Origin of the sequence: Shimia sp. FJ5 (genome assembly GCF_032918335.1) — a bacterium.
Classification (GTDB): domain Bacteria; phylum Pseudomonadota; class Alphaproteobacteria; order Rhodobacterales; family Rhodobacteraceae; genus Shimia; species Shimia aestuarii_A.
On record NZ_JAWJUV010000002.1, the window covers coordinates 488428 to 512214 of the forward strand.

Sequence of the window (23787 nt, forward strand, 5' to 3'; positions counted from 1 at the left end):
AATTCCAATGACGGCACGAGACCCGTATGGACCGGTCGCAATTGTTTCAGAATGTCGAGGGAAGTTTGGTGGAGCCTAGGGGAGTCGAACCCCTGACCTCTTGCATGCCATGCAAGCGCTCTCCCAACTGAGCTAAGGCCCCAAACTTGCAGGCCTATTGGCCTGTGCGCGCTTCTTTAGGCGTATGTCGGAGCGGGATCAAGCGAAAAAACCCGCTCCGAAAAATTTAAAGCGCCGTGCATGTTTCGCCTTTATCCGGTGTTCCGGCACAAAGGCGAAATGCGTTAGCTGTCGTCGTCTTCGGAGGCGACGTCGGCGATTTCGTCGAGAGAGACGTTATCGTCATCATCGTCATCGTCGAGCACGTCATCACCGAGATCGAGATCAACCGAGTCGTCATCCTCGAGCACTTCGGCATCCTCAGCGGTGGCCGCTTTGGCCTTGAGGGTTGCGGCGTCTTCGGAGTCGGCCTCGATCATCCGGCTTTTGCCGGCTTCGATTTCAACCTTCTCGCCGGTGTAGGGCGACACGATCGGGTCTTTGTTCAGGTCGTAAAAGCGTTTACCAGTGGTCGGGCATACGCGCTTAACGCCCCATTCTTCCTTGGGCATGGGATATCCCCTTCAGTATCTCATAGTCTTGTCGACGGTTCGGGCCACCTGCCATAACAATCGCGGCGTGTCAAAGGGTATAAGCGCGCGAATCTTCAGGGAGCGTATATGACGCAACATTTCCTACCCGGACTACCGGATATCCCGGTGGTTATGCGTCGGTCGTCGCGCGCGCGGCGCATTTCTCTTCGGGTGTCGCGGCTGGATGGTCGGGTAACGTTGACTTTGCCGAAGGGCGTGCGCGAACGCGAGGGGCTCGAGTTCGTGCTCGAGAAGGCGGATTGGCTGCGCAAACAGCTTGCGGATCGCCCGGATCAGGTCCGGGTCGGGCTTGGCAGCGAGGTGCTGCTCGAGGGGCGGCGGTTGCAGGTCGTGGCCGGTACGGGGCGACAGGTCCGCGTTTCGGGCGGAGAGATTGCGGTGCCGGGCGATCCGGCCCGTGTTGGTGCGCGGGTGCAGGGTTTTCTCAAGGAGCAGGCGCGCGCGCGGCTCGTGGCGGCGTCGGATCGCTATGCAGCCCGTCTTGGGCGGCCCTATGCGCGGCTGACTTTGCGCGATACGCGGTCGCGCTGGGGGTCGTGTTCGTCCAAGGGGGCGCTGATGTATAGTTGGCGGCTGATCATGGCTCCGGCTTCGGTCCTCGAATATGTTGCTGGCCACGAGGTCGCGCATTTGCAGGAGATGAACCACAGTGATCGCTTTTGGGATCTGGTGGAAGAGATCCATGGCCCCTATGCCGCGCCGCGCCGATGGCTGCGCGATCATGGTGAAGAATTGCATCGGTATCGTTTTGCAGATTGACCAGATTGTATTTTGTGATCACATTTAAATCATGCTGACTCAGTCTCGCTCTCAAGATATCTCAAGCTCGGCCCATGACAGGGTCTACCGACGTTTGCGCACCCGGATCATGCATGGCGAGATCGGCCCCGGCGAGGCGCTTACACTGCGCGGGATCGGGCGAGAATACGAGGTCTCCATGACGCCTGCGCGCGAAGCGGTGCGGCGGCTGGTGGCAGAAGGGGCATTGTTCCTGTCAAGTTCGGGGCGTGTCTCGACGCCGGAACTGACCAGTGAGCGGATCGAGGAACTGGCCGCGCTGCGGGCGTTGATCGAGGTGGAGCTTGCGAGCCGGGCGTTGCCACGGGCGCATATGGCGCTGATAGAACGGCTTCAGACGATCAACGGCAATGTTGCCAAGGCGGTCGAGAACCGCGATGCCGTGAGCTATATCCGGCGCAACCTTGAATTCCACCGCACGCTCTATTTGCGGGCGCAGGCGCCAGCGATGCTCGCCATGGCGGAAACGGTCTGGCTTCAGCTTGGGCCGACGATGCGGGCGCTCTACGGTAAGCTCCGCAAAACAGAGCCGCCGCACTATCATCGGCTCATCATTGCGGCGTTGCGCGCCGGCGACGAGCCGGGCTTGCGGCTTGCGGTGCGGTCGGACGTGACGCAGGGCCTGAAGCTTTTGGCGCGATAGGCCTGCCGACTTAAGCGGCGAGGCCCTTGTTGCCGAGATCGAGGAACTTCTCACGACGCATGGAAACGAGCTTTTTCGGGCTCTTGCCGTCGAGGTCTTTGAGCATGGCGTTGATCGCCTTGCCGACGGCCTCGATCGTGGCCTTGCTGTCGCGATGGGCACCGCCGCGGGGTTCGTCAACGATGCGGTCCGCGACGCCGAGCTTGTAGAGGTCCTGCGCAGTCAGGCGCAGCGCCTCGGCAGCTTCGCGCATCTTGTCGGAATCCTTCCACAGGATCGACGCGCAGCCCTCGGGCGAGATCACGGAATAGACGGAATGTTCGAGCATCGCGACACGGTTCGCGGTCGCAAAGGCCACAGCCCCGCCAGAGCCGCCCTCACCGATCACGACAGAGACCAGCGGCACGCCGATCTGCAGGCATTTCTCGGTCGAGCGCGCGATGGCCTCGGACTGGCCACGTTCTTCGGCGCCCTTGCCGGGATAAGCGCCGGGGGTATCGACGAGGGTCACCACCGGGAGGCCGAACTTGTCGGCCATTTCCATCAAGCGGATCGCCTTGCGGTAGCCTTCGGGGCGGGCCATGCCGAAATTGCGCTCGATGCGGCTCTTGGTGTCGTCGCCCTTTTCGTGGCCGATCACCATCACGGCGCGTCCGTCAAGGCGCGCAAGGCCGCCCATGACCGCATGGTCATCAGCAAAGTTCCGGTCGCCTGCGAGCGGGGTATATTCGGTAAAAAGCGCGTCGATATAGTCTTTGCAATGCGGGCGCTGGGGGTGACGTGCCACCTGACATTTACGCCAGGGGGTCAGGTTGCCATAGAGTTCGTCCAGCATCTCGGACGCTTTGCGGTCCAGAGCGGCGGCCTCGTCGGCGATATCCATTTCCTCGTTTTGCCGCGCAAGGGCGCGGAGTTCTTCGGCTTTGCCTTCGATTTCGGCGAGCGGTTTTTCGAAGTCGAGGTAGTTGGTCATGGGGGTCTCCGGTCCACGTCGTCACGTCGCTATATGACGCCGGGGCACGGCAATTGCAACAATAGGGACGCGTTCGGATTGGTCTGATATGATCGGGTGGCGCGTAGTCATTGGGTTGGAGCATGGACAAGCTTGATTTCAAAAAGGTCGACAAGGCGTTCTATGGCGGCAAGCAGGGGCGGTGGGACCGGATCACGCTTCCCCAGATGACGTTCCTCGCGATTGACGGGCAGGGCGATCCGAACGGGCCGGGCTATGCGGCGGCGCTCGGGGTGCTTTATCCGCTGGCCTATGGGGTCAAGTTCGCCTGCAAGTCCGAGGGCGCGGACTACGTCGTGCCGCCGCTTGAGGCGCTCTGGTGGGCCGAGGATCCGGCGGCTTTTGTCGCGGGGAATCGGGCGGCGTGGCAATGGCGGGCGATGCTTCGGATGCCGGACCGTGTCAGCGATGAGATCGTCGAGGAGGTGCGTGAGAGCGTGCGGGTCAAGCTCTTGAAAAAAGGCGTAGATATTGAGCCGTTGGCGCAGGCTGCGCGGCGCGTTTTCGAAGAGGGCGCATGCCTTCAGACTCTCCATGTCGGCCCCTACACGGCGGAAGCACCGGTTCTTGCAGACCTGCATGAGCGGGTGATGCCGGAGGCCGGGCTGGCTTTCAACGGAGCGCATCACGAGATCTATCTCTCAGACCCAAGGCGGGTCGCGCCGGAGAAGCTCCGCACGATCCTGCGTCAGCCGGTAAAGAGCACCGGATAGAGCGAGGCGACAAGAAGCGCGGCCATGGTCCAGTTGAATGCCGTGAGGCGGGTGGGTGTGCTTAGGACATGGCGCATTTGCTGGCCGAGGAGGGTCCAGCTACTGACGCAGGGCAGGTTCACCGCGCCGAAGATCGCGGCGACGAGGAGCACGGCCATCAGGGACCGATCCGGCGCATAAAGAGCGATGGCGGTGAGCGCCATGGACCAGGCCTTGGGGTTCACCCATTGGAACAGCGCGGCCTGCAAGAAGGTCAGCGGGCGGCCCTCTCCACCGCTCTCGGAGGGGGCGCTTGCATGGGCAATTTTCCAAGCAAGATAAAGGAGATAGGCGGCGCTCAGGACTTTGAGGATGGTGTGGGCGATGGGGAAGGTATCGAAGACCTGCATGAGGCCAATGCCGACAAGGATCACCATGACCACAAAGCCGACGCCGATCCCGAGCATGTGGGGGATGCTGCGCCAGAGGCCGAAATTGGCGCCGGAGGCCATCAGCATGAGGTTGTTCGGCCCCGGCGTGATCGAGGAGACGAAGGCGAAAAGCGCGAAGGCGGCGAGAAGGTCTGGTGTCATGGGGAGAGTTTGCCGCGAAATCCGCGCTATGAAATTGCCTTTTTGTGCGGAGATGGGCTATTTTTGCAATTAATGGCGAGGATGGATCATATCGACGAGCATATATTGCGCGAACTTGGCCGCGATGGGCGGGTGAGCAACCTCGAGCTTGCCGAGCGTGTCGGGCTATCGCCCTCGGCCTGCCTGCGCCGGGTGCAGGAACTTGAGCGCAGTGGAATTATCAAGGGATACCGGGCGGTTACGGATCGTGCGGCGCTTGGCGTCGGGTTCGTGGCCTATATCACGGTGGGGCTTAACGAGCATACGAAGGCGGCGCAGGAAGGGTTCGAGCGGGCGATGCAGCGGGCGCCGGAAGTGCGCGAATGCCATAATATCACGGGGTCGGTGGAGTATCTTCTTCGGGTCGAGGCGGCGGATCTTGTGGCCTATAAACGGTTCCACACGGAGGTTCTTGGGACCGTGCCGCATGTGAACGCGATCACCTCATATGTGGTCATGGGAAGCCCGAAGGACGAGCGCGCCTGAGGCAAAAGTTAACGGCGAAAATCAACGTCGGTATTACGTCGGTATTGGGTCTGTATCGCGGTGGTGTGGATTCTTGCGCGTGGGGTTTTGTTAAGGGTTGAGGGGCGCTGCCCCTCTTGAGCCTACGGCTCAATTCACCCCGGGATATTTCGGGCAAGAGGAAGAGTGGGCGTCAGCGCGCGAGCGCGGCGCGCAGTGCGGTTTCCGGCGTGGTCAATACGGGGGTGTCGAGATCGGAGAGAAGCGCGGCGGCGGGGGCCATGCTTGCCTGTGCGAGAAGGATGCAGGCGGGCCTGGCCGTGGGCAGGGCATCGCGGATCGCCCCGGCGATGCAGGCGGCGAAGGCGTCGCGCTCATCCGATTCGAAGAGCGGCCAGAATTGCGGCAGCGGCAGGGGGATGACATCTTCGGTTTTGTCCGCTCGGGCCAAGGCCCGTTCGAGTGCGGCGCGCGAGGGGGCGGCGGTGCTCTCAAGCGCATAGGCCATGAGGATCGGCCCGCCGATCCGGGCGGCCTCGGTCATGGCGGGGCGGTCGATCACCAGCGCGCCCGCCGTCTCGGCCATGTCGCCGATGGTGGTGCAGGTGCAGAGCGCGGTGCCTTGCGCCGATTGGATGGCCTGCGTGATCTCTTTCGTCAGCGCCTCGGTCGGGCCGGAGGCGCGGGCGGTTGCGAGCCAGTCGGGGCGCACCACGTGATGCAGCACCGCGCCGGGGGCAATGCGGTCGCGCAGGGCGTCGAAGGTCGCGACATGGGCGTCGGCGGTGTGCAGGAGGGTGATTTGGGTCATGAGGGGGAGGGTAAGGGAAGGGAGGGGGGAGTGCAAAGTGGAGCGCGGCCCTTTGCGGACCCTCAAGACCACTGCGACGAAGGGCTGCTCCGAGCCCATTGCTGCATTGATTTTGGTCCTATAGCCTTCAAATTTTAACATATCGAGGTCGTGCGATGGAAAACTTGGCTATGGCTCTTGCACTTGCAGTGAAACACATTGAGACGCGCGAAGTTGAATCGGATTATGACAACGATATTAGCGTCTTGGAAGACATTGCGGCTCATCTACAGATAGCTGGCCGTAACTCACAGATTGCTGTCGCAGATGCGTTTAAGAAGCTTAAAGTGCCAGAGCTTATTGAAGGAATTGGCCTACAAATGAACGACGGCTAAGTCCACATAGCAGACCTCGGTGCAGAAATTGCCAAAGGTCAGCTTTCCATCCCCTCTACTCTTTCCGATCAGCTTCGGCTGCCTAAGGCCGAAAACCGAGGTCGGCCTGCGCAATCCGTTCCAGATCCCCCGCAACACAAAAACGCCCCCGCAGTCTCCTGCGGGGGCGTTTGTTTTCTCGCTATTCGCCGGGGTCAGCCGTTGGCGGCGATCAGTTCGGCTTGGGCGACGATGACTTCGGCTTGTTTGATCGAGGCGATGTCGACGAGGCGGCCTTTGTAGACGGTGGCGCCTTCGCCGTTGGCTTTGGCCTGTTCCATGGCGGCGAGGATTTCGCGGGCCTCGGAGACGGCTTCTTCCGACGGGGTGAAGACCTCGTTGGCCAGCGCGATTTGTTTCGGGTGAATCGCCCATTTGCCGACCATGCCGAGGGTTGCGGAGCGTTTGGCCTGGGCGATGTAGCCTTCGTCATCGGAGAAGTCGCCGAAGGGGCCATCAACGGGCAGGACGCCGTGGGTGCGGCAGGCGGCGACGATGGCGGTCTGGGCCCAGTGCCACGGGTCGGACCAGTATTTCGCGCCGTCATGCAGCATGTAATAGGCTTCCTGCGTGCCGCCGATGCCGGTCGTTTGCATGCCCATGGAGGCGGCGAAGTCGGCCGCACCCAGCGACATGGCCTGAAGGCGGGGCGAGGAGGCGGCGATGGCTTCGACATGGGCGATGCCGGCGGCCGATTCGATGATGACCTCAAACGAGATCGGCTTGGCGCGGCCCTTGGCGGCCTCGATCGCGGTCACGAGGGCGTCGACGGCATAAACGTCTTCGGCACAGCCGACCTTGGGGATCATGATCTGGTCGAGGCGGTCACCGGCCTGTTCGAGAAGGTCCACAACGTCTCGATACCAATAGGGGGTGTCGAGGCCGTTGATACGGACGGACATATACTTGTTGCCCCAATCGACGGTGTTGAGGGCCTCGATGACGTTGGCGCGGGCCATGTCCTTGTCGGTCGGCGCGACGGAATCCTCGAGGTCGAGGTTGATGACGTCGGCGGCAGAGGCGGCCATCTTGGCGAAGAGCTTGGTGTTGGAACCCGGGCCGAACAGCTGGCAGCGGTTGGGACGGGCGGGGGCGGCAGGCTGAATGCGGAAGCTCATGTCGATCCTCTCGGGTAAGGAAGTTTCGATTTTTTCACGCCATTCGGTAGAATATTGCGCATGTCTTCGCAAGCGTTGTTTTGCAGGTGCAGCAATGCGAGACTGTCCCGGCGCGCGACAGGGGCCGGAGGCTGTGGTTGGATTCGGAGTGATCTGGCCTGGAGGCGTCAAGATTTTCGCGTAGAGAGCGCTTTTTGCGGGAGGATTTCTCAAACTGTTCCGAAAAGAGCGCAGCATTTGCAAAGCATTCGTGGGGCGGCTGGGGCAAGGTGAAGGAGAAAAAGACAGGATTACTGCCATGATTCAGACACCGTATCTTCTCTTCCTGGGCGACGCGCCCGACCAACTTGCCGCGAAAGTGGCGCAAGGGATCAAGGACTGGCGTCCGGAAAACGCCGTGGGCCAGTTCCGCATGGAAGGCTGCAAGGCCGATCTTGGCCTGACCGACATGACGCTTGCCGAAGCCAAGGCGGCGGGGGCGAAAACGCTCGTCATTGGCGTGGCCAACCGGGGCGGCGTCATTTCCAAGGCGTGGAAAAAGGTCCTCGTGGCAGCGCTCGAGGAAGGGTTTGACCTGGCTTCGGGGCTGCACAACCTGTTGCGCGACGAGCCGGACCTTGTGGCCGTGGCCGAGGCGACGGGGCAGAGCTTGCATGATGTGCGTATCCCGGAGGTGGATTACCCGATCGCCAACGGCAAGAAGCGCAGCGGCAAGCGGTGCCTTGCGGTGGGCACGGATTGCTCGGTCGGCAAGATGTACACGGCGCTCGCCATGGACGCGGAGATGCGCGAGCGGGGGATGAAATCAAGCTTCCGGGCGACCGGGCAGACGGGCATTCTGATCACTGGCGACGGTGTGCCGCTTGATGCGGTGATCGCGGATTTCATGGCCGGGTCGGTGGAATGGCTCACGCCGGACAATGACGACGACCACTGGGACCTGATTGAGGGGCAGGGGAGCCTGTTCCATGTGTCCTATTCGGGCGTCACCATGGCGCTTATCCATGGCGGGCAGCCGGATGCGCTTATCCTCAGCCACGAGCCGACGCGCGAACATATGCGGGGCCTGCCGGACTATCAGCAGCCGAGCCTTGAAGAGCTGCGTGACATGGCGCTGGCGCTTGCGAAAGTGGCGAACCCGGCGTGCAAGGTTGTCGGAATCTCGGTCAACACCCAGCACATGGGTGAGGAGGAGGCGAAAGCCTACCTCGGTGGCCTCGAGGAAAGCATGGGGCTTCCGGCGACGGACCCGTATCGCTTTGGCGCGGGCAAGCTGGTGGATGCGCTGGCGGCGATGTAAGTTCGCCCGAGCAACGGGCAGGAGCGGGGGCCAGCCCCCGCACCCCCGGAGGTATTTCTACAGAGAAGAAGGAGCGGGGCATGCAGGTTTCCGTCACGCGGGACGTTTTCAAGCTGGCGCAGGTGTTCACCATTTCGCGGGGGTCACGGACCGAGGCGAAGGTGCTCACGGTGCGGATCGAGGAGAACGGTGTCACGGGATGGGGCGAATGCGTGCCCTATGCGCGTTACGATGAGACGCTCGAGAGTGTGACCGCGGAGATCGAGGGCTTGCCCGCGACGTTCGACCGGGCGGCGCTTTATGATCTTCTGCCTGCGGGCGCGGCGCGCAACGCGGTTGATTGCGCGCTTTGGGATCTCGAGGCGAAGCGTGCGGGCAAGCGCGTTTGGGAGCTTGCGGGTCTGCCAAAGCCGGGGCCGGAGATCACGGCCTATACGCTCTCGCTCGACACACCCGAAAAGATGCAGGCGCAGGCGGCGGAAAACGCGTTTCGCCCGCTCCTCAAGATCAAGCTCGGCACGCCCGATGACATGCCGCGCCTTGAGGCGGTGCGCGCGGGCGCGCCGAAATCGACCATTATTGTCGATGCCAACGAGGGGTGGAGCGCCGAGGTCTATGCCGATCTCGCGCCGCATCTTGTGCGGCTAGGTGTGGCGCTTGTGGAGCAGCCCTTGCCCGCGGGAGAGGATGACGCGCTATTGGGCATGGAGCGGCCGGTGCCGGTTTGTGCCGATGAGAGCTGTCACGACCGGGGGAGCCTTGCGTCGCTCAAGGGCAAGTATGACGTTGTGAACATCAAGCTCGACAAGACGGGCGGCCTCACCGAGGCGCTTGCGCTGCGCGCGGCGGCGCTTGCCGAGGGCTATAAGGTTATGGTCGGATGCATGGTGGGATCGTCGCTTGCGATGGCGCCGGCGACGCTTGTGGCGCAAGGCGCGATGGTGACGGACCTTGACGGGCCGCTTCTTCTCGCAGAAGACCGTCCGCAACCTTTGATTTTTGACGATTCCGGGGTGCACCCGCCTGTGGCGACGCTCTGGGGCTAAGGAGACGGAAATGACCCGCACTGTATATGTAAACGGAGAGTACCTGCCCGAGGGTGAGGCAACGGTGTCGATCTTTGACCGGGGCTTCCTCATGGCGGATGCGGTTTATGAGGTCACCTCGGTTCTTGGTGGCAAGCTCATCGACTTTGACGGCCATGCGGTGCGGCTTGAGCGGTCGCTCAAGGAGCTCGACATGCAGGCGCCGTGCTCGAAGGAGGAGCTTCTCGAGATTCACCGCAAGCTTGTTGAGTTGAACGGGATCGAAGAGGGGATGATCTATCTTCAGGTCACGCGCGGATCGGATGGCGACCGGGATTTTGTCTTCCCGTCGGAAGACACCAAGCCGACCCTCGTTCTTTTCACCCAGAACAAGCCGGGCCTTGCCAATGCGCCAGCGGCGCAGGAAGGGATCAAGGTTATCTCGATCGAGGATATCCGCTGGGGTCGTCGCGACATCAAGACGGTGCAGCTTCTTTATCCGTCGATGGGCAAGATGATGGCCAAGAAGGCGGGTGCGGATGACGCGTGGATGGTCGAGGATGGCTATGTCACGGAAGGCACGTCCAACAACGCCTATTTCGTCAAGGACGGCAAGATCGTGACCCGCCCGCTTTCGAACGACATTCTGCACGGGATCACCCGCAAGGCGGTTCTGCGGATGGCGGAAGAGGCGCAGATGGAAATCGAAGAGCGTCTATTCACTATCGAAGAGGCGAAGGACGCGGACGAGGCTTTCGTGACCTCTGCGAGTGCCTTCGTGATGCCGGTTGTGGAGATCGACGGGGCAACGGTTGGCGACGGGGTGCCGGGGCGGATCGCCAAGCGCCTGCGCGAGATTTACCTCGACGAGAGCATGAAGGCCGCGATCTAACAGGGTCGGCAAGACGGATTGGAAAGGCGCGACCGGGAAGGCCGCGCCTTTTTTCGTGTCAGTCGTCGAAGTCGATGGCGAGGCGGTAGAGGTGCCATGTGCCATGCCCAAGGACCGGAAGCACCACGATCAGCCCGAGGAAGAGCGGCAGGCTTCCCAAAAGGAGGAGCGCCGCGACCACGATGCCCCATGCGATGACGGCAAGCGGGTTCTTGCGGGCGACGCGCAGGGATGCGGCGACCGCGACGGGCAGGCCAACGGGGCGGTCGATCAGCATCGGCAGGCTTGTGAGCGTGGTCACAAGGACGATTAGGGCGAAAAGGCCACCGACGCCGATGCCGAGCCATGCGAGGGTCCAGCCTTCTGGGGTTGTCAGCACGTCCCGGGCGAAACCCATCACGCTCGTTGGCATGGCGGGGCCGAGGGTCACGTTGTAGATCGCAAGGGCCGAGGCGACCCAGAGCGTAAACAGCGCCAATAGGTAGAGGCCCATCGTCAGCACCGGGCCGATCATGTGACCGTCCAATGAGGCGAACGCGGTGCCCCAGCGCGGGGCGGGATCGGTTTCAGCGTGTCGGCTCATGGCATAGAGGCCGATGGCGGCGATGGGGCCAAGCAGCGCAAAGCCCGAAACCAGCGGGAAGAGAAGCGGCAGAAGCGCGGCGTGAAAGGCAAAGCCCGCCAGAAGCAGCCCCACGATGGGGTAGATCACCACGAGCATCAGCACGTCGCTTCGCAGGTGCAGGAAATCGCGCCAGCCGAGGCGCAGAGCAAGTCCGACCTCTCGTAGGCCGATTGTGTTCACGCGGGGCGACACGTTGGGGTCGCTGCGCATCCCCGAGGTGGCATCGGCAAGCGCGTGGCCTGTGCCGACCGCTGCCTGAGCGCCCCAACTGAGCGGGTTACCGATTGTCTGAACCATGGCGTCCTCCCTAATGGTCTAGGGCAGGCGCGTGGCACATGGGACATGAACGTGCAGAGCCCTGTGCCGAAGGCGGCGGCCTGCCGTGTCCCTTGAGAGTATCACAAATGCGCCGTCCGCGCCCTCACGATTGCGAGATGGGGGCGAGGAAGGTCACATGAGTGTCGCCGTATTTGCGGCAATCGAGAAGGTCGAAGCCCTCGGGCGCGGGCTGGGGCGCGTTTTCTTCCCAGACGATGAGGGCGTCGGGCGCGATCCAGTTTCCCGCCCGTGCGGCGGCGAGCGCGGTGGTGCCGAGGCCCTTGCTATAGGGCGGATCAAGGAAGATCAGATCATAGGGCGCGCCGGTGTTGGCGGGCAGGCGTGTGGCGTCGCGGGCAATGAGGGTCGTCGCATCCTTGCTGCGCGTCAGGCGGATGTTCTCGCGGATGAGGCTTTGGGATTTACGACCGTCATCGACGAAGGTTGTGCAGGTTGCGCCACGCGACAGCGCCTCGAGGCCAAGCGCGCCGGTGCCTGCGAAAAGGTCGAGGGTGCGCGCGCCGGTGATGGGGTCGCCGAACTTGCCGCCCATCAGGACGTTGAACAGGCTTTCGCGGACGCGGTCCGTTGTCGGGCGCAGATGCGCGCCCGCGTCGCCCTTGCCGACACTGGCCAGCGCCGTGCCGCGACATGTTCCGGCGATGATCCTCACAGCTTCATCAGGGCCTTCATGTCGGTTTCCGGGTCAGCGATGAGCGAGGGCGCAGGCGATTTGCCGCCTTCGATCAGGCGTTTGCCGATCATGTAGTCGCGGGGGGCGTTCATGGCATCGACGGCGAGGAGCGTGTCGCCCGCGTAATACCAGAAGGAAACGGAATCGCCGTCGCCCGCGCGGGTTACGACGCTGTCATAGCCGGTGTTGAGGCCCGCGATCTGGAGCTTGATGTCGTATTGATCGGACCAGAACCACGGCTTGGCGACATAGTCCTTGCCCGCGCCCATGATGTTTTCGGCAACGCATTCGGCCTGATCAATGGCGTTGGGCACGCTTTCAAGGCGGATGCGCCCCCCCTTGTAGGGGAAGGAGGCGCAATCACCCGCGGCCCAGACATGGGGGGTTGAGGTGCGGCCCTGTGCGTCGGTCTTGATGCCGTTTTCGATCTCGATCCCGGCCTCTTCGGCGAGGGTCGTGGCGGGGGTGATGCCGACGCCGACAATGACGAAATCCACGTCGATCTCGCGCCCATCGCTTAGGCGCGCACCGGTGACGCGGGTGTCGCCCACGAGGGTTTCGAGGCCCACGCCTTCGATGATCTCGACCCCATGGCGGGCGTGCATCTCGCGGAAGTAGGCGGAGGTTTCGGGCGCGGCGACCCTTTGCAGGATGCGGTCGGCCATTTCAACCAGCGTGACTTTGAGACCTCGTGAGGCGGCGACGGCGGCGGCTTCGAGGCCGATATATCCCCCGCCCACGATGAGCGCGTGGCGGCCTTCGACGAAGTCCGGCGCCATGGTGTCCACGTCGCGCAGGTCACGCACCACATGGACGCCTTCGAGCAGGCCGCCGATGGCGGGCGGCAGGCGGCGGGGGACAGAGCCGGTCGTCAAGACCAGCTCGTCATAGTCGATCCGGTGCCCGCCCGCGATCACGGCCTTGTCGGCAGTGTCGATGGATTGCACGGTTTCGTTCAGGTGCAGGTCGATGCCGTTCTCGGAATAGAAGCTTTCGGGGCGCAGATAGAGCCGTTCGAGCTCCATCTCGCCAAGCAGGTATTTCTTGGACAGTGGCGGGCGTTGATAGGGGGGCACAGGTTCCTCACCGATCAGCGTCACCTTGCCGTCGAACCCGCTATTGCGCAGCTTTGCGACGAGGGCCGAACCCGCCTGTCCTGCACCGATCACCACGACATGCGTCATGTCCTCACCTCGATATCACCTGTTTCCTTTTCAGGGATGGAGCCTATATCTGGGACTTGGGAAAACGCAATTGAACAAAGGACAAGAGATGACGATTTCTGTGGGCGATAAGCTACCCGAAGGCAACTTGATGCGTCTTGGCGAAGGCGGACCCGAGCCGGTCGCCCTTGAAGGGCTGGTGAAGGGGCGCAAGATCGCGCTTTTTGGCCTGCCGGGGGCGTTCACCTCGACCTGTTCCAACGCGCATTTGCCGAGCTTTACGCGCAATGTCGAGGCGATCAAAGCCAAGGGCGTGGACGAGATCATTTGTATTTCGGTGAATGACCCGTGGGTCGTGAAGGCGTGGGACGATGTCACGGGAGCAAGCGGCGATGGCGTCACGCTCCTGAGCGATGCGGACGCGTCGATCACGCTTGCCATGGGTCTTGAGTTCTCGGCGCCACCGGTCGGCTTCGTCAACCGCACCCGCCGCTTTGCCGCCATCGTCGAGGACGGTGAGGTCACCTGGATTCAGGAAGAAGAGAAAGCCGGCGTGTTCGAACGCACCTCCGGCGAGGAGCTGCTCGCGGCGCTTTGAGGGCGATCCGCGAGACGAAAAAACGGGCCGGTTACGGCCCGTTTTGCCTTTGTGAGAGCCTGTTTTAGAGACTATCCATCTTCCGCGCGAGTTTGGCGTCGAGGGCGCTTAGCCCGTCGACATCGTGAGTTGTCAGGGTGACGTCGACGCGGTTGTAGGTGTTGCTCCATTCCGGGTGATGGTCCCATTTCTCGGCCCAGAGCGCGGCGCGGGTCATCCAGCCGAAGGCGTCTGTGAAGCTCTCGAATTTGAACTGTTTATGGATCGCGTCGCGGCCCTCAACGAGGGTCCAGCCGGAGGCGAGAAGCGGGGCCAGAAGGGCCTCGCGGGCGGTGTCGCTTAATCTTTCGCTCATTCGTGATCCTCTCGTGTGTCTTGTCGGAACGGACCCCAGGAGGTCAGCACCTCTATTTCCTCGCTCACGGCGCGGCGTTCGGCCTCAAGATACTCTTCCACCGCGCGGGCGAAACCCTGATCCGCGATCCAGTGCAGGGAATGAGTCTCGACCGGCAGGTATCCGCGCGCGAGTTTGTGTTCGCCCTGTGCGCCCGCTTCGACGCGGGACAGGCCATGCGTGAGCGCCCAGTCCATCGCCTGATAATAGCACAGTTCGAAATGCAGGCAGGCATGGTCCTCGATGCAGCCCCAGTAGCGCCCGAAGAGCGTGTCGCGGCCGATCAGGTTCATCGCGCCGGCGATGGGCTGGCCATCTCGCTCGGCGAAGATCAGGAGGATGTCGTCGCGCATCGTCTCGTGCAGGAGGTCGAAGAAAGCGCGGGTGAGGTAGGGCGTGCCCCATTTGCGGGCGCCCGTGTCCTGATAGAACATCCACATGGCATCCCAGTGTTCGGGGCGGATTTGGTCGCCTGTGAGGGTCACGATCTCGCCGCCGAAACCTTGCGCGCGGGCGCGTTCCTTGCGGATGTTTTTGCGTTTGCGCGAGGAGAGCGAGGCGAGGAAGCCGTCGAAGGTCTCGTAGCCTTGGTCGATCCAATGGAACTGTTGCCCGGTGCGGTGCTGGAGGCCCATTTGCCGCCCGGCCTCGGCCTCTGCTTCGGTGCAGAAGGTCAGGTGGAGGGAGGAGAGGCCGTTGTCGGCGCTGATCTGCACCGCGCCCTGGATGAGGGCAGACGCGCCCGTGGTCTCAAAGCCCGGACGGGTCAGGAGGCGGCGGCCCGTGACCGGAGTAAAGGGCACGGCGATTTGCAGTTTCGGGTAGTAGCGCCCGCCCGCGCCCTCGTAGGCATGGGCCCAGCTATGGTCAAAGACGTATTCGCCCTGGCTATGGGATTTGACGTAGAGCGGGGCGCAGGCGATGACCTCGCCGTCGCGCCGGGCGGTGAGGTAACGGGGCCCCCAGCCGGTGCCGGGGCCGACCGAGCCGCTTTGTTCGAGAGCGGAAAGGAAGCGGTAGGTCGTAAAGGGATCAGCGGGGCGGGTGCCATCCGCGGCCTCAGGGCAGGCGCAGGCGTCCCAGTCGGCTTGGCCGATGCTGGAAATCGTCTCGGATAGGCTGATCTCGATCTGTGCGCCGTCCATGTGCGGCTCTCCCTCGTTCGCCTTTTGACTATGTGGGGCGCGGCGGGGGCGGATCAAGCGGGGATCGGTGCGGCGTAGCCTTCGAATGTGATGTTGTCGGCGACGCGGCGGGCTTCTGCCTCCTCGGCGGGCGAGCGCACGGTCCAGCACAGCACAGGCGTGCCGCTGGCCTTGATCTCGGCGACGCGGGGGCGGGAGAGGTCGGCTGCGCGGTGGCTTATGAAGCTTGCGCCGGTGCGGTCGAAATCGGGGATGGCGCGCAACTCGTCGCGGCGCGCGGGTGGCACGAGGGGCCAGCCCGTCTCGTCATAGGCATCCGTCACGAGGCCACGTGGCACGTGGGGCGCGAGGGAGGCCAGTGCGGCGACGGAATGGGGATTGAAGGACATGAAGGCGAGCGGGCCATCATAACCCGCGACATCGCGCGCCGCGGCCTCTTCAAGCGCGCCAATATTGGGGCCGAGTACGCCGTCCTGATCCTTGATCTCGACCAGAAGCGGCACCCGGCCCGCAACGAGGGCGAGCACCTCGGCGAATGTCGGGATGCCCTCGTCGCCGCCAAGGAGGGCGATCCCGCCGAGGGTTTTGGCGGGTTGGGTGCTTATCGTGCCCTCCTGGCCGGTTAGGCGTTTCAGGGCGTAGTCGTGAAACACCATGGCACGCCCGTCCGAGGAGGGCTGAAGGTCGATCTCGATGCCATAGCCGGCCTCAATCGCGGCACGGATGGCGGCGCGGCTGTTTTCCGGGCGGCCATCGGCCAGATCATGCAGGGCACGGTGGGCGATGGGCGCGGCGAGGAAGGCCGGGGGCAGCGGGGTCATTTGATTTCGAAGATGCCTTCGATTTCGACGGCCACGCCAAGCGGCAGCGCGGCGGCGGAGACGGCGGAACGCGCATGGCGGCCGGCCTCGCCGAGGGCTTCCACGAAGAAGTCGGAGGCTCCGTTGATGACCTTGGGTTGGTCGGTGTAATCGCTGGTCGAATTTACAAAGCCGGTCAGTTTGACCACCCGTACCAGGCGCTCGAGGTCGCCATCGCACGCTTTCTTCACTTGGGCGAGGAGGCCGATGGCACAGGTCTTGGCGGCGGCGGCACCCGCCTCGGTGTCCATGTTATCACCAAGTTTGCCAAGGATGAGACCGTCTTCGTTCATGGAAATCTGACCCGAGACATAGACGGTATTGCCGGTCTGGACATAAGGCACGTAGTTGGCGGCCGGGGCCGGGGCGTCGGGCAGCGTCACGCCGAGGTCGGCGAGGCGGGTTTCGATTGTGCTCATGGGGTCATCCTTTCCTGTGCGACTTGCCGCGACGCTAGACCGGGCCGGGCGGCAAGGAAAGGCTAAAATCGGCGTGCCGGAGGACAGGACCGGCACGCGTTTGACCAAGGGTCTTATTCGCGGAACGCCTTGACGAAATAGTCGGTCAGCGGCTTCAGCAGATAGGCGATCGGGGCATGGTCGCCGGTGCGCAGATAGGTTTCGGCGGGCATGCCGGGGACGAGGCGCGCGTTGTCCGGTAGTTTCTCGATTTCGCCATCCTGCAGGACGATCTCGGTCCGGTAATAGGAGATGCCGGTCTGTTCGTCGGTGAAGGCGTCGGCAGAGACTTTGGTCACCGCGCCGAAGAGTTCGGGGGTGTTGCGCTGATCGAGGGCGGAGAAGCGCAGGATGACCTCTTGTCCGGTAAAGACCTTATCGACGTGGATCGTCGGCACTTGGGCGGCGATCACGAGGGGGCGGTCCTGCGGCACGATGAACAGCACCGGATCGGCAGCACGGATCACAGAGCGCGGCGTAAAGACCCGCAGCCCGTAGACGATTCCGGACACGGGCGCGGTGATGTCGAGGCGGGCGAGTTGTTCGCGCAGGGCGCGGCGTTGCTCGGCCAGTTCAAGCTCGCGGTATTGCAGGTCGCGCAGGCGGGTGATGGCCTCTTCGCGGCGGCGGGTCGAGAGCTTGATAATCTCGATTTCGATCTCGGTGATGCGGCCCAAGGCCTGTGCGCGGGTCGCGGCGAGTTCTCCGACGCGACCGCTTAGCGAGGCTTCTTCGCGTTGCAAGGACAGGACGCGGCTTGCCTGTGCGAGCCCTTTGGCGAGGAGGCTACGCTGATCCACGAGTTCTTCGACGATGAGCGCAAGCTGCACTTCGAGGGCTTCCTGCTGGGCCTCGATGCCGCGCACCTGATCGGCGATCTGACCGCGGCGTTTGCCGAGTTGATCGACTTCGCGATCCATTGAGTCGAGCCGGGCGCGGAACAGACGGCGCTGGCCATCGAGGATATCCTGCACGTTGGGATTGTTGCGGGCGATCTCGAGAAGTTCGTGGTCAAAGACCACCTCAGCACTCTCGTCGCGTTCGGCGGTGAGACGTCCGCGGCGCGCCATCAGCTCATAGAGCTGTCCCTCGACGATGGCGAGGTTGGAGGCGAGAAGGGTCGAATCCAGCCGGATCAGGGTCTGTCCTGCCTCGATCAAGTCGCCTTCATCGACGAGGATCTCTTCGACCACGCCGCCATCCGGGTGTTGCACCACCTGCCGGTTCTGATCGACCTCGATGCGCCCGCTTGCGATCACCGCGCCAGAGAGTTCGGAAAACACCGACCAAGAGCCGAAGCCCCCGACCAGGATCAGGAGCGCAAGGAATCCGATGGTCAGCGGGGTGCGGGCGGACCAGGTTGTCTTGGGGTCGCTCATTGGACACCGCCTCCCTTACCGGTCGCTTGCTGAATCTGTTGATGATTGACGACCATGTTGCGCAGTACCTCATCCTTGGGTCCGAAGGCCGTGCGCAGGCCTCCGTCGATGACGAGCAAAAGATCGCATTCCTGGATCGCGGCGGGGCGGTGCGCCATGATGAGCACCGATTTGCCCGCGGCCTTCATGGCCTTGATCGCGCCGTTGAGCGCAACAGAGCCTTCGTTGTCGAGGTTGGAATTCGGTTCGTCCAGCACGAGGATCACCGGATCGGCGTAGAGGGCGCGGGCGAGGCCGATGCGCTGAATTTGACCGCCGGAGAGGCGCCCACCACCCTGCGAAATGCGGGTGTCATAGCCATCGGGAAGACGCACGATCATGTCATGTGCTGCGGCTTTCTTCGCGGCGGCGACCACCTTCTCGGCATCGGGCGTGCCCGAGAGGCGGGCGATGTTCTCGGCGATGCTACCTTCGAAGAGCTGCACGCGCTGGGGCAGGTAACCGATATATTCGCCGAGACGGTCGGGATCATACTGATCGAGCGTCGCGCCATCGAGGCGGATCTTCCCTGCGGCCGGAGGCCAGACCCCGGTCAGGGCGCGGGCCAGCGTCGATTTGCCAGCGCCGGAGGGGCCGATCACGCCAAGCGCCTGTCCGGGTTGCAGCGCGAAGGTCACGCCGCGCAAGGCCGCCTGTTTCTCGCCGGGGGGGAAGACCGTGAGCTGATGCACGTCGAGATGTGCTTTGGGGGCAGGCAGTTCGGTGCGCGCGCCTTCCGGAGGCACGGCAGACAGCAATTCGGAAAGGTTGTTCCAGCCCTGTCGTGCGCGTTGCACCGTTTGCCATTGCGCAATGGCCAGTTCGATGGGCGCCAAAGCGCGTCCGAGCAGGATTGAGCCTGCGATCATCGCGCCGGGGGTCAGTTCACCGAGAAGAACAAGATAGGCCCCGAGGCCGAGCATCGCGGATTGCAGGAAAAGGCGGAATGTCTTGGTTGTGGAGGTGAAGCCACCGCTCAGGTCGGAGGCGGCCACCTGTGCCTTGAGCGAGGCATCGCGCGCGCTCTGCCAGCGGTCAAAGGCGGCGGTGCGCATCCCCATGGCCTGCACCATTTCGGATTCAGTCCGAATCTGTTCGCCGAGCATTTCGGCCCGATGCGTGCGTGTGCTGGCTTTGAGCAGCGGAGAGCGCGTCACCGACTGGTTCAGGTAGGTCGCAGCAATCAGCAGCCCCCCGCCACCGATCGCAAGCAGGCCAAGCCAGGGGTGAAACAGGGCGATCCCGGCGAGGAAGAACGGGGTCCACGGGATGTCGAAGGCCGAGATCAGGACCGGAGAGGACATCAGCCGCTGAATCGATTCGAGATCGCGCAGGCCGGTTTGGGCGTTGGCATCGGGCGCAACGGCGGATTTGCGCAGCACTGCATCGAACACGCGTCGATCTAGGCGGGTTTGAAAGCGGGCGCCGACGCGGGCCAGAATCCGGCCGCGTGAGAAATCGAGAAGCCCCATGACCCCATAAAGAAAGGCCACCAACACCGAAAGCGCGAGCAGTGTCGCCTCGGAGCGGCTTCCGAGGACGCGATCATAGACCTGCAACATGTAAAGCGGCCCGGTGAGCATCAGAAGGTTGGCAAAGAAGCTAAACACCCCGACACCCCAGTAGAGTCGGCGGCTCTCGCGGCGCGCGGCGCGGAGTTCTTCGAGGCCTTTCTGGTTGGAGGTTTGCTTCATGGATGTTTTACCTGCCGTCTAAATCGCTTTAGTCTCGACCTGATCGCCGGGAAATGCCCGATTCTGTCGCTCCTGCGCCACAGGTGGTGATGAAAGAGGGCGAAAACGTTTCGACCCGCGCCCTGATTGGTCTAAATGACCTGATACGAAGTTCAAAGATAGAATACCAATAATAACTGGTGCCTTAATGTCTCGCCTGACTTACATCATTCGCGCGTCTTTCCTGGGGGTAGGGCTGCTGCTATCGGCCTGTGCCACGGTTGATCCGGAGGTTTCGACTCAAGGGGTCAGCGACCCGCGTGAAGCCGAGAACCGTCAAATGCACGCCTTCAACAAGGACGTGGACCGGGTGCTCTTTTCTCCGGTCGCGGACGGCTACGGGATGATCGTTCCGAAACCCGTGCGCAACAGCGTGAGTCGGTTTGCCGATCACCTGTCGCTTCCCAATGACGTGATGAACAACCTTTTGCAGGCCGATATCGGCGGTGCGATGCACAATACCTTCCGGTTCGCGGTCAACACGATCGTCGGGCTTGGCGGGTTCTTCGATCCGGCCACGGCGATGGGCGTGCAGCGCGCAGACACCGATTTCGGCGAAACGCTTCACAAGTGGGGCGCACCGGAAGGCAACTATGTCGAATTGCCGTTGTTCGGCCCGTCGACAACCCGCGATACGGTCGGGCTCGTGGTTGACCTCGTGACCGATCCGGTGACGGTCGCGCTTGAGGCGCCGGAGCGGTATCTTGGCACTGGGGCCTATGTGCTGAACAAGCTTGGCAACCGCTATGACTATGACGCGACCATCGACTCGCTCCTATATGAGAGCGCCGACAGCTATGCGCAGGCGCGCAGCATCTACATTCAGAACCGGCGCTTCGACCTCGGGATCACCTCGGGCGATGCGTATGCCGACCCCTATCTCGAACCCTAAGGAGACCCTTATGCAGAGTGAGACGACACGGCGCATGTTTCTTGGGGGCGTTGCGGCCAGCGGCCTTGTGGCCCTGACCCCCGCACGGGCCCTCGCGCTGAGCGATGCGCAGGCGACGCAGCTTGTCGACCGCGTGGTCGCCGACATTAACAAAGTCATCGCGAGCGGCGGATCCCTGTCGCAGATGATCAGCCAGTTCGAGCGTATTTTCGCCCGCTACGCTGATGTGCCGATCATTGCGCGTTCGGCGCTGGGCGTGGATGCGCGGCGGGCCTCGTCGGGCCAGCTTCGGGCCTATACCTCGGCTTTCCAAGGCTATATCGCGCGCAAATACGGCAAGCGCTTTGAGGAGTTCGTGGGCGGCGAGATCACAGTTCAGGGCACCCGCCAGGTCAAGAGCTTTCATGAGGTGCGTGCTTCGGTGAAGCTGCGCGGGCAGTCGCCTTTTCAGGTCAACTTCCTTGTTTCGGACAAGTCGGGCAAGCCGCGCTTCTTCGACATGATCATCGAAGGGATTTCGCTGCGCCTGAGCGAGAAGGAAGAGATCGGCGCGATGCTCGACCGTCGCAAGGGCAATATCGACCAGCTTGTTGCGGATCTGAAATCCGCCGGGTGAGACCCGCAGGTGTTTGGATTTGAAGGCGCGTCCCGAGCGGGGCGCGCTTTTTTCGTGGTCGGAGCTATTCAGCGGTGCGCGCCTTCGGGCGCGCGCAGGACATGCGCCCCGAGGGGCGCGGATCAGGGGCGCTGCCCCTCTTGGCCGCAGGCGGCCCATTCACCCCGGAGTATTTCCACAAAGGTGAAGGTTTGGGGGGCAGTCAGCGGCCGCCGAAGATGTCCCGGATGATCCCGTCGAGCACCCCTTCGATACCGCCACCGGGGCGACGCTTGGGGGTGTCGGGCTTGGGTTTGGGGACAAAGGCCGGGAGCGGTGTTGGGGCGATCCCGTCGTGCACGCGCACCATCGCCTCGTGCCAGATTTCGGCGGGCAGGCCGCTTCCGGTCACGCCGGTGAGGGGCGTGTTGTCATCGTAGCCCATCCAGACCCCGGCAACATATTCCGCGGTGAAGCCGATGAACCAGGCATCGCGGGCGGCCTGAGTGGTGCCGGTCTTGCCTGCCACCTGCCAGCCGTTGAGGGCGGCGCGGCGGCCTGTGCCTTCGCTCACCACCTTGGACATCATGTAGGTCAGTTCGCGCGCGGCGCTTTCTGTGATGACGCGTTCACCGATGCCGCCGCCAGTGCCCATGAGGGGATCGCTCTCGCCCTGAAGGCGCAGTTCGATGAGGCCGTAGGGTGTCACGGAGGAGCCGCCGTTGAGGATACCGGCATAGGCGCCTGTCATCTCGAGAAGCGAGCTTTCGGAAGCACCGAGGGCCAGTGCCGGGCCAGCGGCGAGATCGCTTTCGATGCCAAAGCCGCTTGCCACGGCGCGCACGTTTTCACGGCCCACCGCCTCTGAGATTTTCACCGCAGGGATGTTGAGCGAGTTCTTCAGCGCGAAGGTCAGGGGCACCTGGCCGTAGTGTTTGCCGGTATAGTTCTTCGGACACCATTCGCCAGAGCCAGGGATATTGAGACAATAGGGGGCGTCTTCGACCAGATCGTCATAGGCATAGCCGAGGTCGAGCGCGGCGGCGTAGACGAAGGGTTTGAAGGCCGAGCCGGTTTGGCGCTTGGCCTGAACGGCGCGGTTGAAAGCGCCGCTTGCCTCGACATCGCGGCCACCGACCATGGCGCGCACGGCGCCGTCGGCGCTCATCACGACGATGGCCGCCTGTGCCTTGGATCCGTCGCGGACCTTATTCTCGAAGATCTCGCGCAGACCGTCTTCGGCGGCTTTCTGGATCCGGGGATCGAGCGTGGTGCGTAGGATCACGTCCTCTGTGGTGTTGCGGGTGAAGAATTCGGGGCCGGAGGCCATGACCCAATCGGCGAAATAGCCGCCCGTGCTTGCCTTGGCGGCTTGGCTCAGGGTTGCGGGGTGTTCCTGCCAATAGGCCGTTTCTTCGTCGCTGAGGTAGTCCTGTTCATTCATCAGGCGCAGCACGGTGGCAGCGCGGTCCTGCGACCGTTTGAGGTTCGATGTCGGGGCGAGAGAGGAAGGTGCGGTCAGCAGGCCGGCGAGCATGGCGCTCTCGGCGGCGTTGACCACGGCGGCGTGTTTGCCGAAATAGCGTTGGGCTGCTGCCTCGGCGCCATAGGCCCCGCCGCCCATATAGGCCCGGTTGAGGTAGATCGAGAGGATCTCGTCCTTGGTATACTTGACCTCCATCGACAGCGCGAAGACCGCTTCCTTGGCTTTGCGCCAGAGTGTGGTGCGGCGGCAATCGCGCACGTAGTCGGCCTCGCTCTCCCATTGTTCGGGGTCATAGGCAACGCCGAGGCAGAGGAGCTTGGCGGTTTGCTGGGTGATGGTTGAGCCGCCGTGGCCGGACAGGGGGCCGCGTCCTTCGCTCAGATTGATGCGCACGGCGCTGGCGATGCCTCGGGGGCTTATGCCGAAATGGCGGTAGAAGCGTTTGTCTTCAGTGGCGACCACGGCATTGCGCAGGTCGGGCGAGACGCTTTCGGCGGTGACCACGCCGCCGAACTGATCGCCGCGCCAGGCAAAGACATCGCCGTTGCGGTCGAGGAGTGTCACCGAGCCGCGGGCCCGTCCGTCCAAGAGCTCGGCCGGGTCGGGCAGTGTCGAATAGAGATATCCGATGGCGATCGCGAGAATGAGAGCGCAGACCATGCCCGTGCGCCATGTCACGGCCCAGATCAGGCGTCCGATCCAGCGTAGAAGAGACAGCACGAGCCGGGCCAGACGGGCGAAGGGGCCGCCACTTGGGCGTTTGCCACCACGCCGGGCCTTGGGTTTCGAGCGGGACTTGGCCGCGGCTTTGCGTGTCGGCTTGGGTTTGGCCCGCGGTTTGGGTGCGGGTTTGGGTTTCCGCCCATAGCGGTTCTCCGCCACGAGGGGCGGTTTCTTACGACCTGAATCACTCATCTGCTGCTCTGCCCGGCATTCTCTGTTGCGGTCACTTTA

The 23787-nt window shown here is 63.2% G+C and carries 26 protein-coding genes and 1 tRNA gene; 11 read left to right on the forward strand and 16 right to left on the reverse strand.

Features of this window, described 5'->3' with window-relative positions:
- Positions 1-66: 66 nt before the first annotated feature.
- Together R1W01_RS08820 and R1W01_RS08825 are read right to left on the reverse strand one after the other, a co-directional pair.
- Positions 67-142, reverse strand: a tRNA-Ala gene (locus tag R1W01_RS08820).
- Positions 143-284: 142 nt separating this feature from the next.
- Positions 285-611 (reverse strand): TIGR02300 family protein, encoded by a 327-nt coding sequence (locus tag R1W01_RS08825; protein ID WP_243611896.1) that lies wholly within the window; start codon positions 609-611, stop codon positions 285-287.
- Positions 612-719: 108 nt separating this feature from the next.
- On the opposite strand from R1W01_RS08825, the gene R1W01_RS08830 reads away from it, so the two are divergent.
- Both R1W01_RS08830 and R1W01_RS08835 read left to right on the forward strand, forming a co-directional pair.
- On the forward strand, positions 720-1412 hold the full coding sequence (locus tag R1W01_RS08830) for a SprT family zinc-dependent metalloprotease (RefSeq protein ID WP_317275198.1): 693 nt from the start codon (positions 720-722) through the stop codon (positions 1410-1412).
- A gap of 31 nt (positions 1413-1443) precedes the next feature.
- Positions 1444-2094: a GntR family transcriptional regulator gene (locus R1W01_RS08835; RefSeq protein ID WP_243611898.1), complete on the forward strand. Its 651-nt coding sequence runs from the start codon at positions 1444-1446 to the stop codon at positions 2092-2094.
- Between the two features lie 10 nt (positions 2095-2104).
- Here the strand turns inward: R1W01_RS08835 and R1W01_RS08840 are convergent, their stop codons facing one another.
- The gene (locus tag R1W01_RS08840) at positions 2105-3067 is read right to left on the reverse strand and encodes an acetyl-CoA carboxylase carboxyltransferase subunit alpha (protein ID WP_243611899.1); all 963 of its coding nucleotides are present in this window, start codon (positions 3065-3067) and stop codon (positions 2105-2107) included.
- 122 nt (positions 3068-3189) lie between these two features.
- Between R1W01_RS08840 and R1W01_RS08845 the strand changes: the two genes are divergently transcribed.
- A complete protein-coding gene (locus R1W01_RS08845; protein WP_297754111.1) occupies positions 3190-3819 on the forward strand; it encodes a GyrI-like domain-containing protein in 630 nt (209 codons plus the stop codon).
- Here the strand turns inward: R1W01_RS08845 and R1W01_RS08850 are convergent.
- Positions 3795-4391, reverse strand: a complete 597-nt coding sequence (locus R1W01_RS08850; RefSeq protein WP_297754108.1) for a LysE family translocator — start codon at positions 4389-4391, stop codon at positions 3795-3797. The genes R1W01_RS08845 and R1W01_RS08850 overlap by 25 nt on opposite strands.
- A 72-nt stretch (positions 4392-4463) precedes the next feature.
- Here R1W01_RS08850 and R1W01_RS08855 point away from each other — a divergent pair, with 72 nt between their 5' ends.
- Positions 4464-4916, forward strand: a complete 453-nt coding sequence (locus tag R1W01_RS08855) for an Lrp/AsnC family transcriptional regulator (RefSeq protein WP_243611902.1) — start codon at positions 4464-4466, stop codon at positions 4914-4916.
- Between the two features lie 172 nt (positions 4917-5088).
- Here R1W01_RS08855 and R1W01_RS08860 read toward each other — a convergent pair whose 3' ends face one another.
- Complete coding sequence (locus R1W01_RS08860) at positions 5089-5706, reverse strand: hypothetical protein (protein WP_297754105.1); 618 nt, start codon at positions 5704-5706, stop codon at positions 5089-5091.
- Between the two features lie 170 nt (positions 5707-5876).
- Between R1W01_RS08860 and R1W01_RS08865 the strand changes: the two genes are divergently transcribed.
- Positions 5877-6080: a hypothetical protein gene (locus tag R1W01_RS08865; RefSeq protein WP_317275199.1), complete on the forward strand. Its 204-nt coding sequence runs from the start codon at positions 5877-5879 to the stop codon at positions 6078-6080.
- A 194-nt stretch (positions 6081-6274) separates the two neighbouring features.
- On the opposite strand, the gene R1W01_RS08870 is transcribed toward R1W01_RS08865, so the two are convergent.
- Positions 6275-7237: an L-malyl-CoA/beta-methylmalyl-CoA lyase gene (locus R1W01_RS08870; protein WP_297753895.1), complete on the reverse strand. Its 963-nt coding sequence runs from the start codon at positions 7235-7237 to the stop codon at positions 6275-6277.
- A 298-nt stretch (positions 7238-7535) separates the two neighbouring features.
- Between R1W01_RS08870 and dgcN the strand changes: the two genes are divergently transcribed.
- The 3 genes from dgcN to R1W01_RS08885 all read left to right on the forward strand — a co-directional run bounded on the left by dgcN (position 7536) and on the right by R1W01_RS08885 (position 10454).
- On the forward strand, positions 7536-8537 hold the full coding sequence (dgcN, locus tag R1W01_RS08875; protein WP_243611906.1) for an N-acetyltransferase DgcN: 1002 nt from the start codon (positions 7536-7538) through the stop codon (positions 8535-8537).
- Positions 8538-8617: 80 nt separating this feature from the next.
- Complete coding sequence (gene dgcA / locus R1W01_RS08880) at positions 8618-9583, forward strand: N-acetyl-D-Glu racemase DgcA (protein WP_297753892.1); 966 nt, start codon at positions 8618-8620, stop codon at positions 9581-9583.
- Positions 9584-9593: 10 nt separating this feature from the next.
- Positions 9594-10454, forward strand: coding sequence for a D-amino-acid transaminase (locus R1W01_RS08885; RefSeq protein WP_297753889.1), 861 nt, complete (start codon positions 9594-9596; stop codon positions 10452-10454).
- A gap of 58 nt (positions 10455-10512) precedes the next feature.
- Here the strand turns inward: R1W01_RS08885 and R1W01_RS08890 are convergent, their stop codons facing one another.
- The 3 genes from R1W01_RS08890 to R1W01_RS08900 all read right to left on the reverse strand — a co-directional run bounded on the left by R1W01_RS08890 (position 10513) and on the right by R1W01_RS08900 (position 13275).
- Positions 10513-11376, reverse strand: coding sequence for a DUF2189 domain-containing protein (locus R1W01_RS08890; RefSeq protein ID WP_297753886.1), 864 nt, complete (start codon positions 11374-11376; stop codon positions 10513-10515).
- Between the two features lie 124 nt (positions 11377-11500).
- Positions 11501-12070, reverse strand: coding sequence for a 16S rRNA (guanine(966)-N(2))-methyltransferase RsmD (gene rsmD / locus R1W01_RS08895; RefSeq protein ID WP_297753883.1), 570 nt, complete (start codon positions 12068-12070; stop codon positions 11501-11503).
- Positions 12067-13275: an NAD(P)/FAD-dependent oxidoreductase gene (locus R1W01_RS08900; protein WP_297753880.1), complete on the reverse strand. Its 1209-nt coding sequence runs from the start codon at positions 13273-13275 to the stop codon at positions 12067-12069. Before R1W01_RS08900 ends, rsmD begins: the two co-directional genes overlap by 4 nt.
- A gap of 88 nt (positions 13276-13363) precedes the next feature.
- On the opposite strand from R1W01_RS08900, the gene R1W01_RS08905 reads away from it, so the two are divergent.
- Positions 13364-13852 carry a peroxiredoxin gene (locus tag R1W01_RS08905; protein WP_297753878.1) on the forward strand — a complete coding sequence of 163 codons (489 nt, stop codon included), beginning with the start codon at positions 13364-13366 and terminating at the stop codon, positions 13850-13852.
- A 64-nt stretch (positions 13853-13916) separates the two neighbouring features.
- Here the strand turns inward: R1W01_RS08905 and R1W01_RS08910 are convergent, their stop codons facing one another.
- The 6 genes from R1W01_RS08910 to R1W01_RS08935 form a co-directional block, all read right to left on the reverse strand.
- A complete protein-coding gene (locus tag R1W01_RS08910; protein ID WP_317275200.1) occupies positions 13917-14207 on the reverse strand; it encodes a 4a-hydroxytetrahydrobiopterin dehydratase in 291 nt (96 codons plus the stop codon).
- A complete protein-coding gene (locus R1W01_RS08915) occupies positions 14204-15391 on the reverse strand; it encodes a GNAT family N-acetyltransferase (RefSeq protein WP_297753872.1) in 1188 nt (395 codons plus the stop codon). The genes R1W01_RS08910 and R1W01_RS08915 overlap by 4 nt, the downstream gene beginning before the upstream one ends.
- Positions 15392-15444: 53 nt before the next feature.
- Positions 15445-16212 (reverse strand): glycerophosphodiester phosphodiesterase family protein, encoded by a 768-nt coding sequence (locus R1W01_RS08920; protein ID WP_297753869.1) that lies wholly within the window; start codon positions 16210-16212, stop codon positions 15445-15447.
- Positions 16209-16670, reverse strand: coding sequence for a RidA family protein (locus R1W01_RS08925; RefSeq protein WP_297753866.1), 462 nt, complete (start codon positions 16668-16670; stop codon positions 16209-16211). Before R1W01_RS08925 ends, R1W01_RS08920 begins: the two co-directional genes overlap by 4 nt.
- A 113-nt stretch (positions 16671-16783) precedes the next feature.
- Positions 16784-18088, reverse strand: coding sequence for an HlyD family type I secretion periplasmic adaptor subunit (locus tag R1W01_RS08930; RefSeq protein WP_297753863.1), 1305 nt, complete (start codon positions 18086-18088; stop codon positions 16784-16786).
- Positions 18085-19821 carry a type I secretion system permease/ATPase gene (locus tag R1W01_RS08935; protein ID WP_297753860.1) on the reverse strand — a complete coding sequence of 579 codons (1737 nt, stop codon included), beginning with the start codon at positions 19819-19821 and terminating at the stop codon, positions 18085-18087. Before R1W01_RS08935 ends, R1W01_RS08930 begins: the two co-directional genes overlap by 4 nt.
- A 187-nt stretch (positions 19822-20008) precedes the next feature.
- On the opposite strand from R1W01_RS08935, the gene R1W01_RS08940 reads away from it, so the two are divergent.
- Positions 20009-20752: a VacJ family lipoprotein gene (locus R1W01_RS08940; RefSeq protein ID WP_243611919.1), complete on the forward strand. Its 744-nt coding sequence runs from the start codon at positions 20009-20011 to the stop codon at positions 20750-20752.
- Positions 20753-20762: 10 nt separating this feature from the next.
- Positions 20763-21368 (forward strand): phospholipid-binding protein MlaC, encoded by a 606-nt coding sequence (locus tag R1W01_RS08945; protein WP_243611920.1) that lies wholly within the window; start codon positions 20763-20765, stop codon positions 21366-21368.
- A 202-nt stretch (positions 21369-21570) separates the two neighbouring features.
- Here the strand turns inward: R1W01_RS08945 and R1W01_RS08950 are convergent, their stop codons facing one another.
- Positions 21571-23748: a transglycosylase domain-containing protein gene (locus R1W01_RS08950; protein ID WP_297753854.1), complete on the reverse strand. Its 2178-nt coding sequence runs from the start codon at positions 23746-23748 to the stop codon at positions 21571-21573.
- Between the last annotated feature and the right edge of the window lie 39 nt (positions 23749-23787).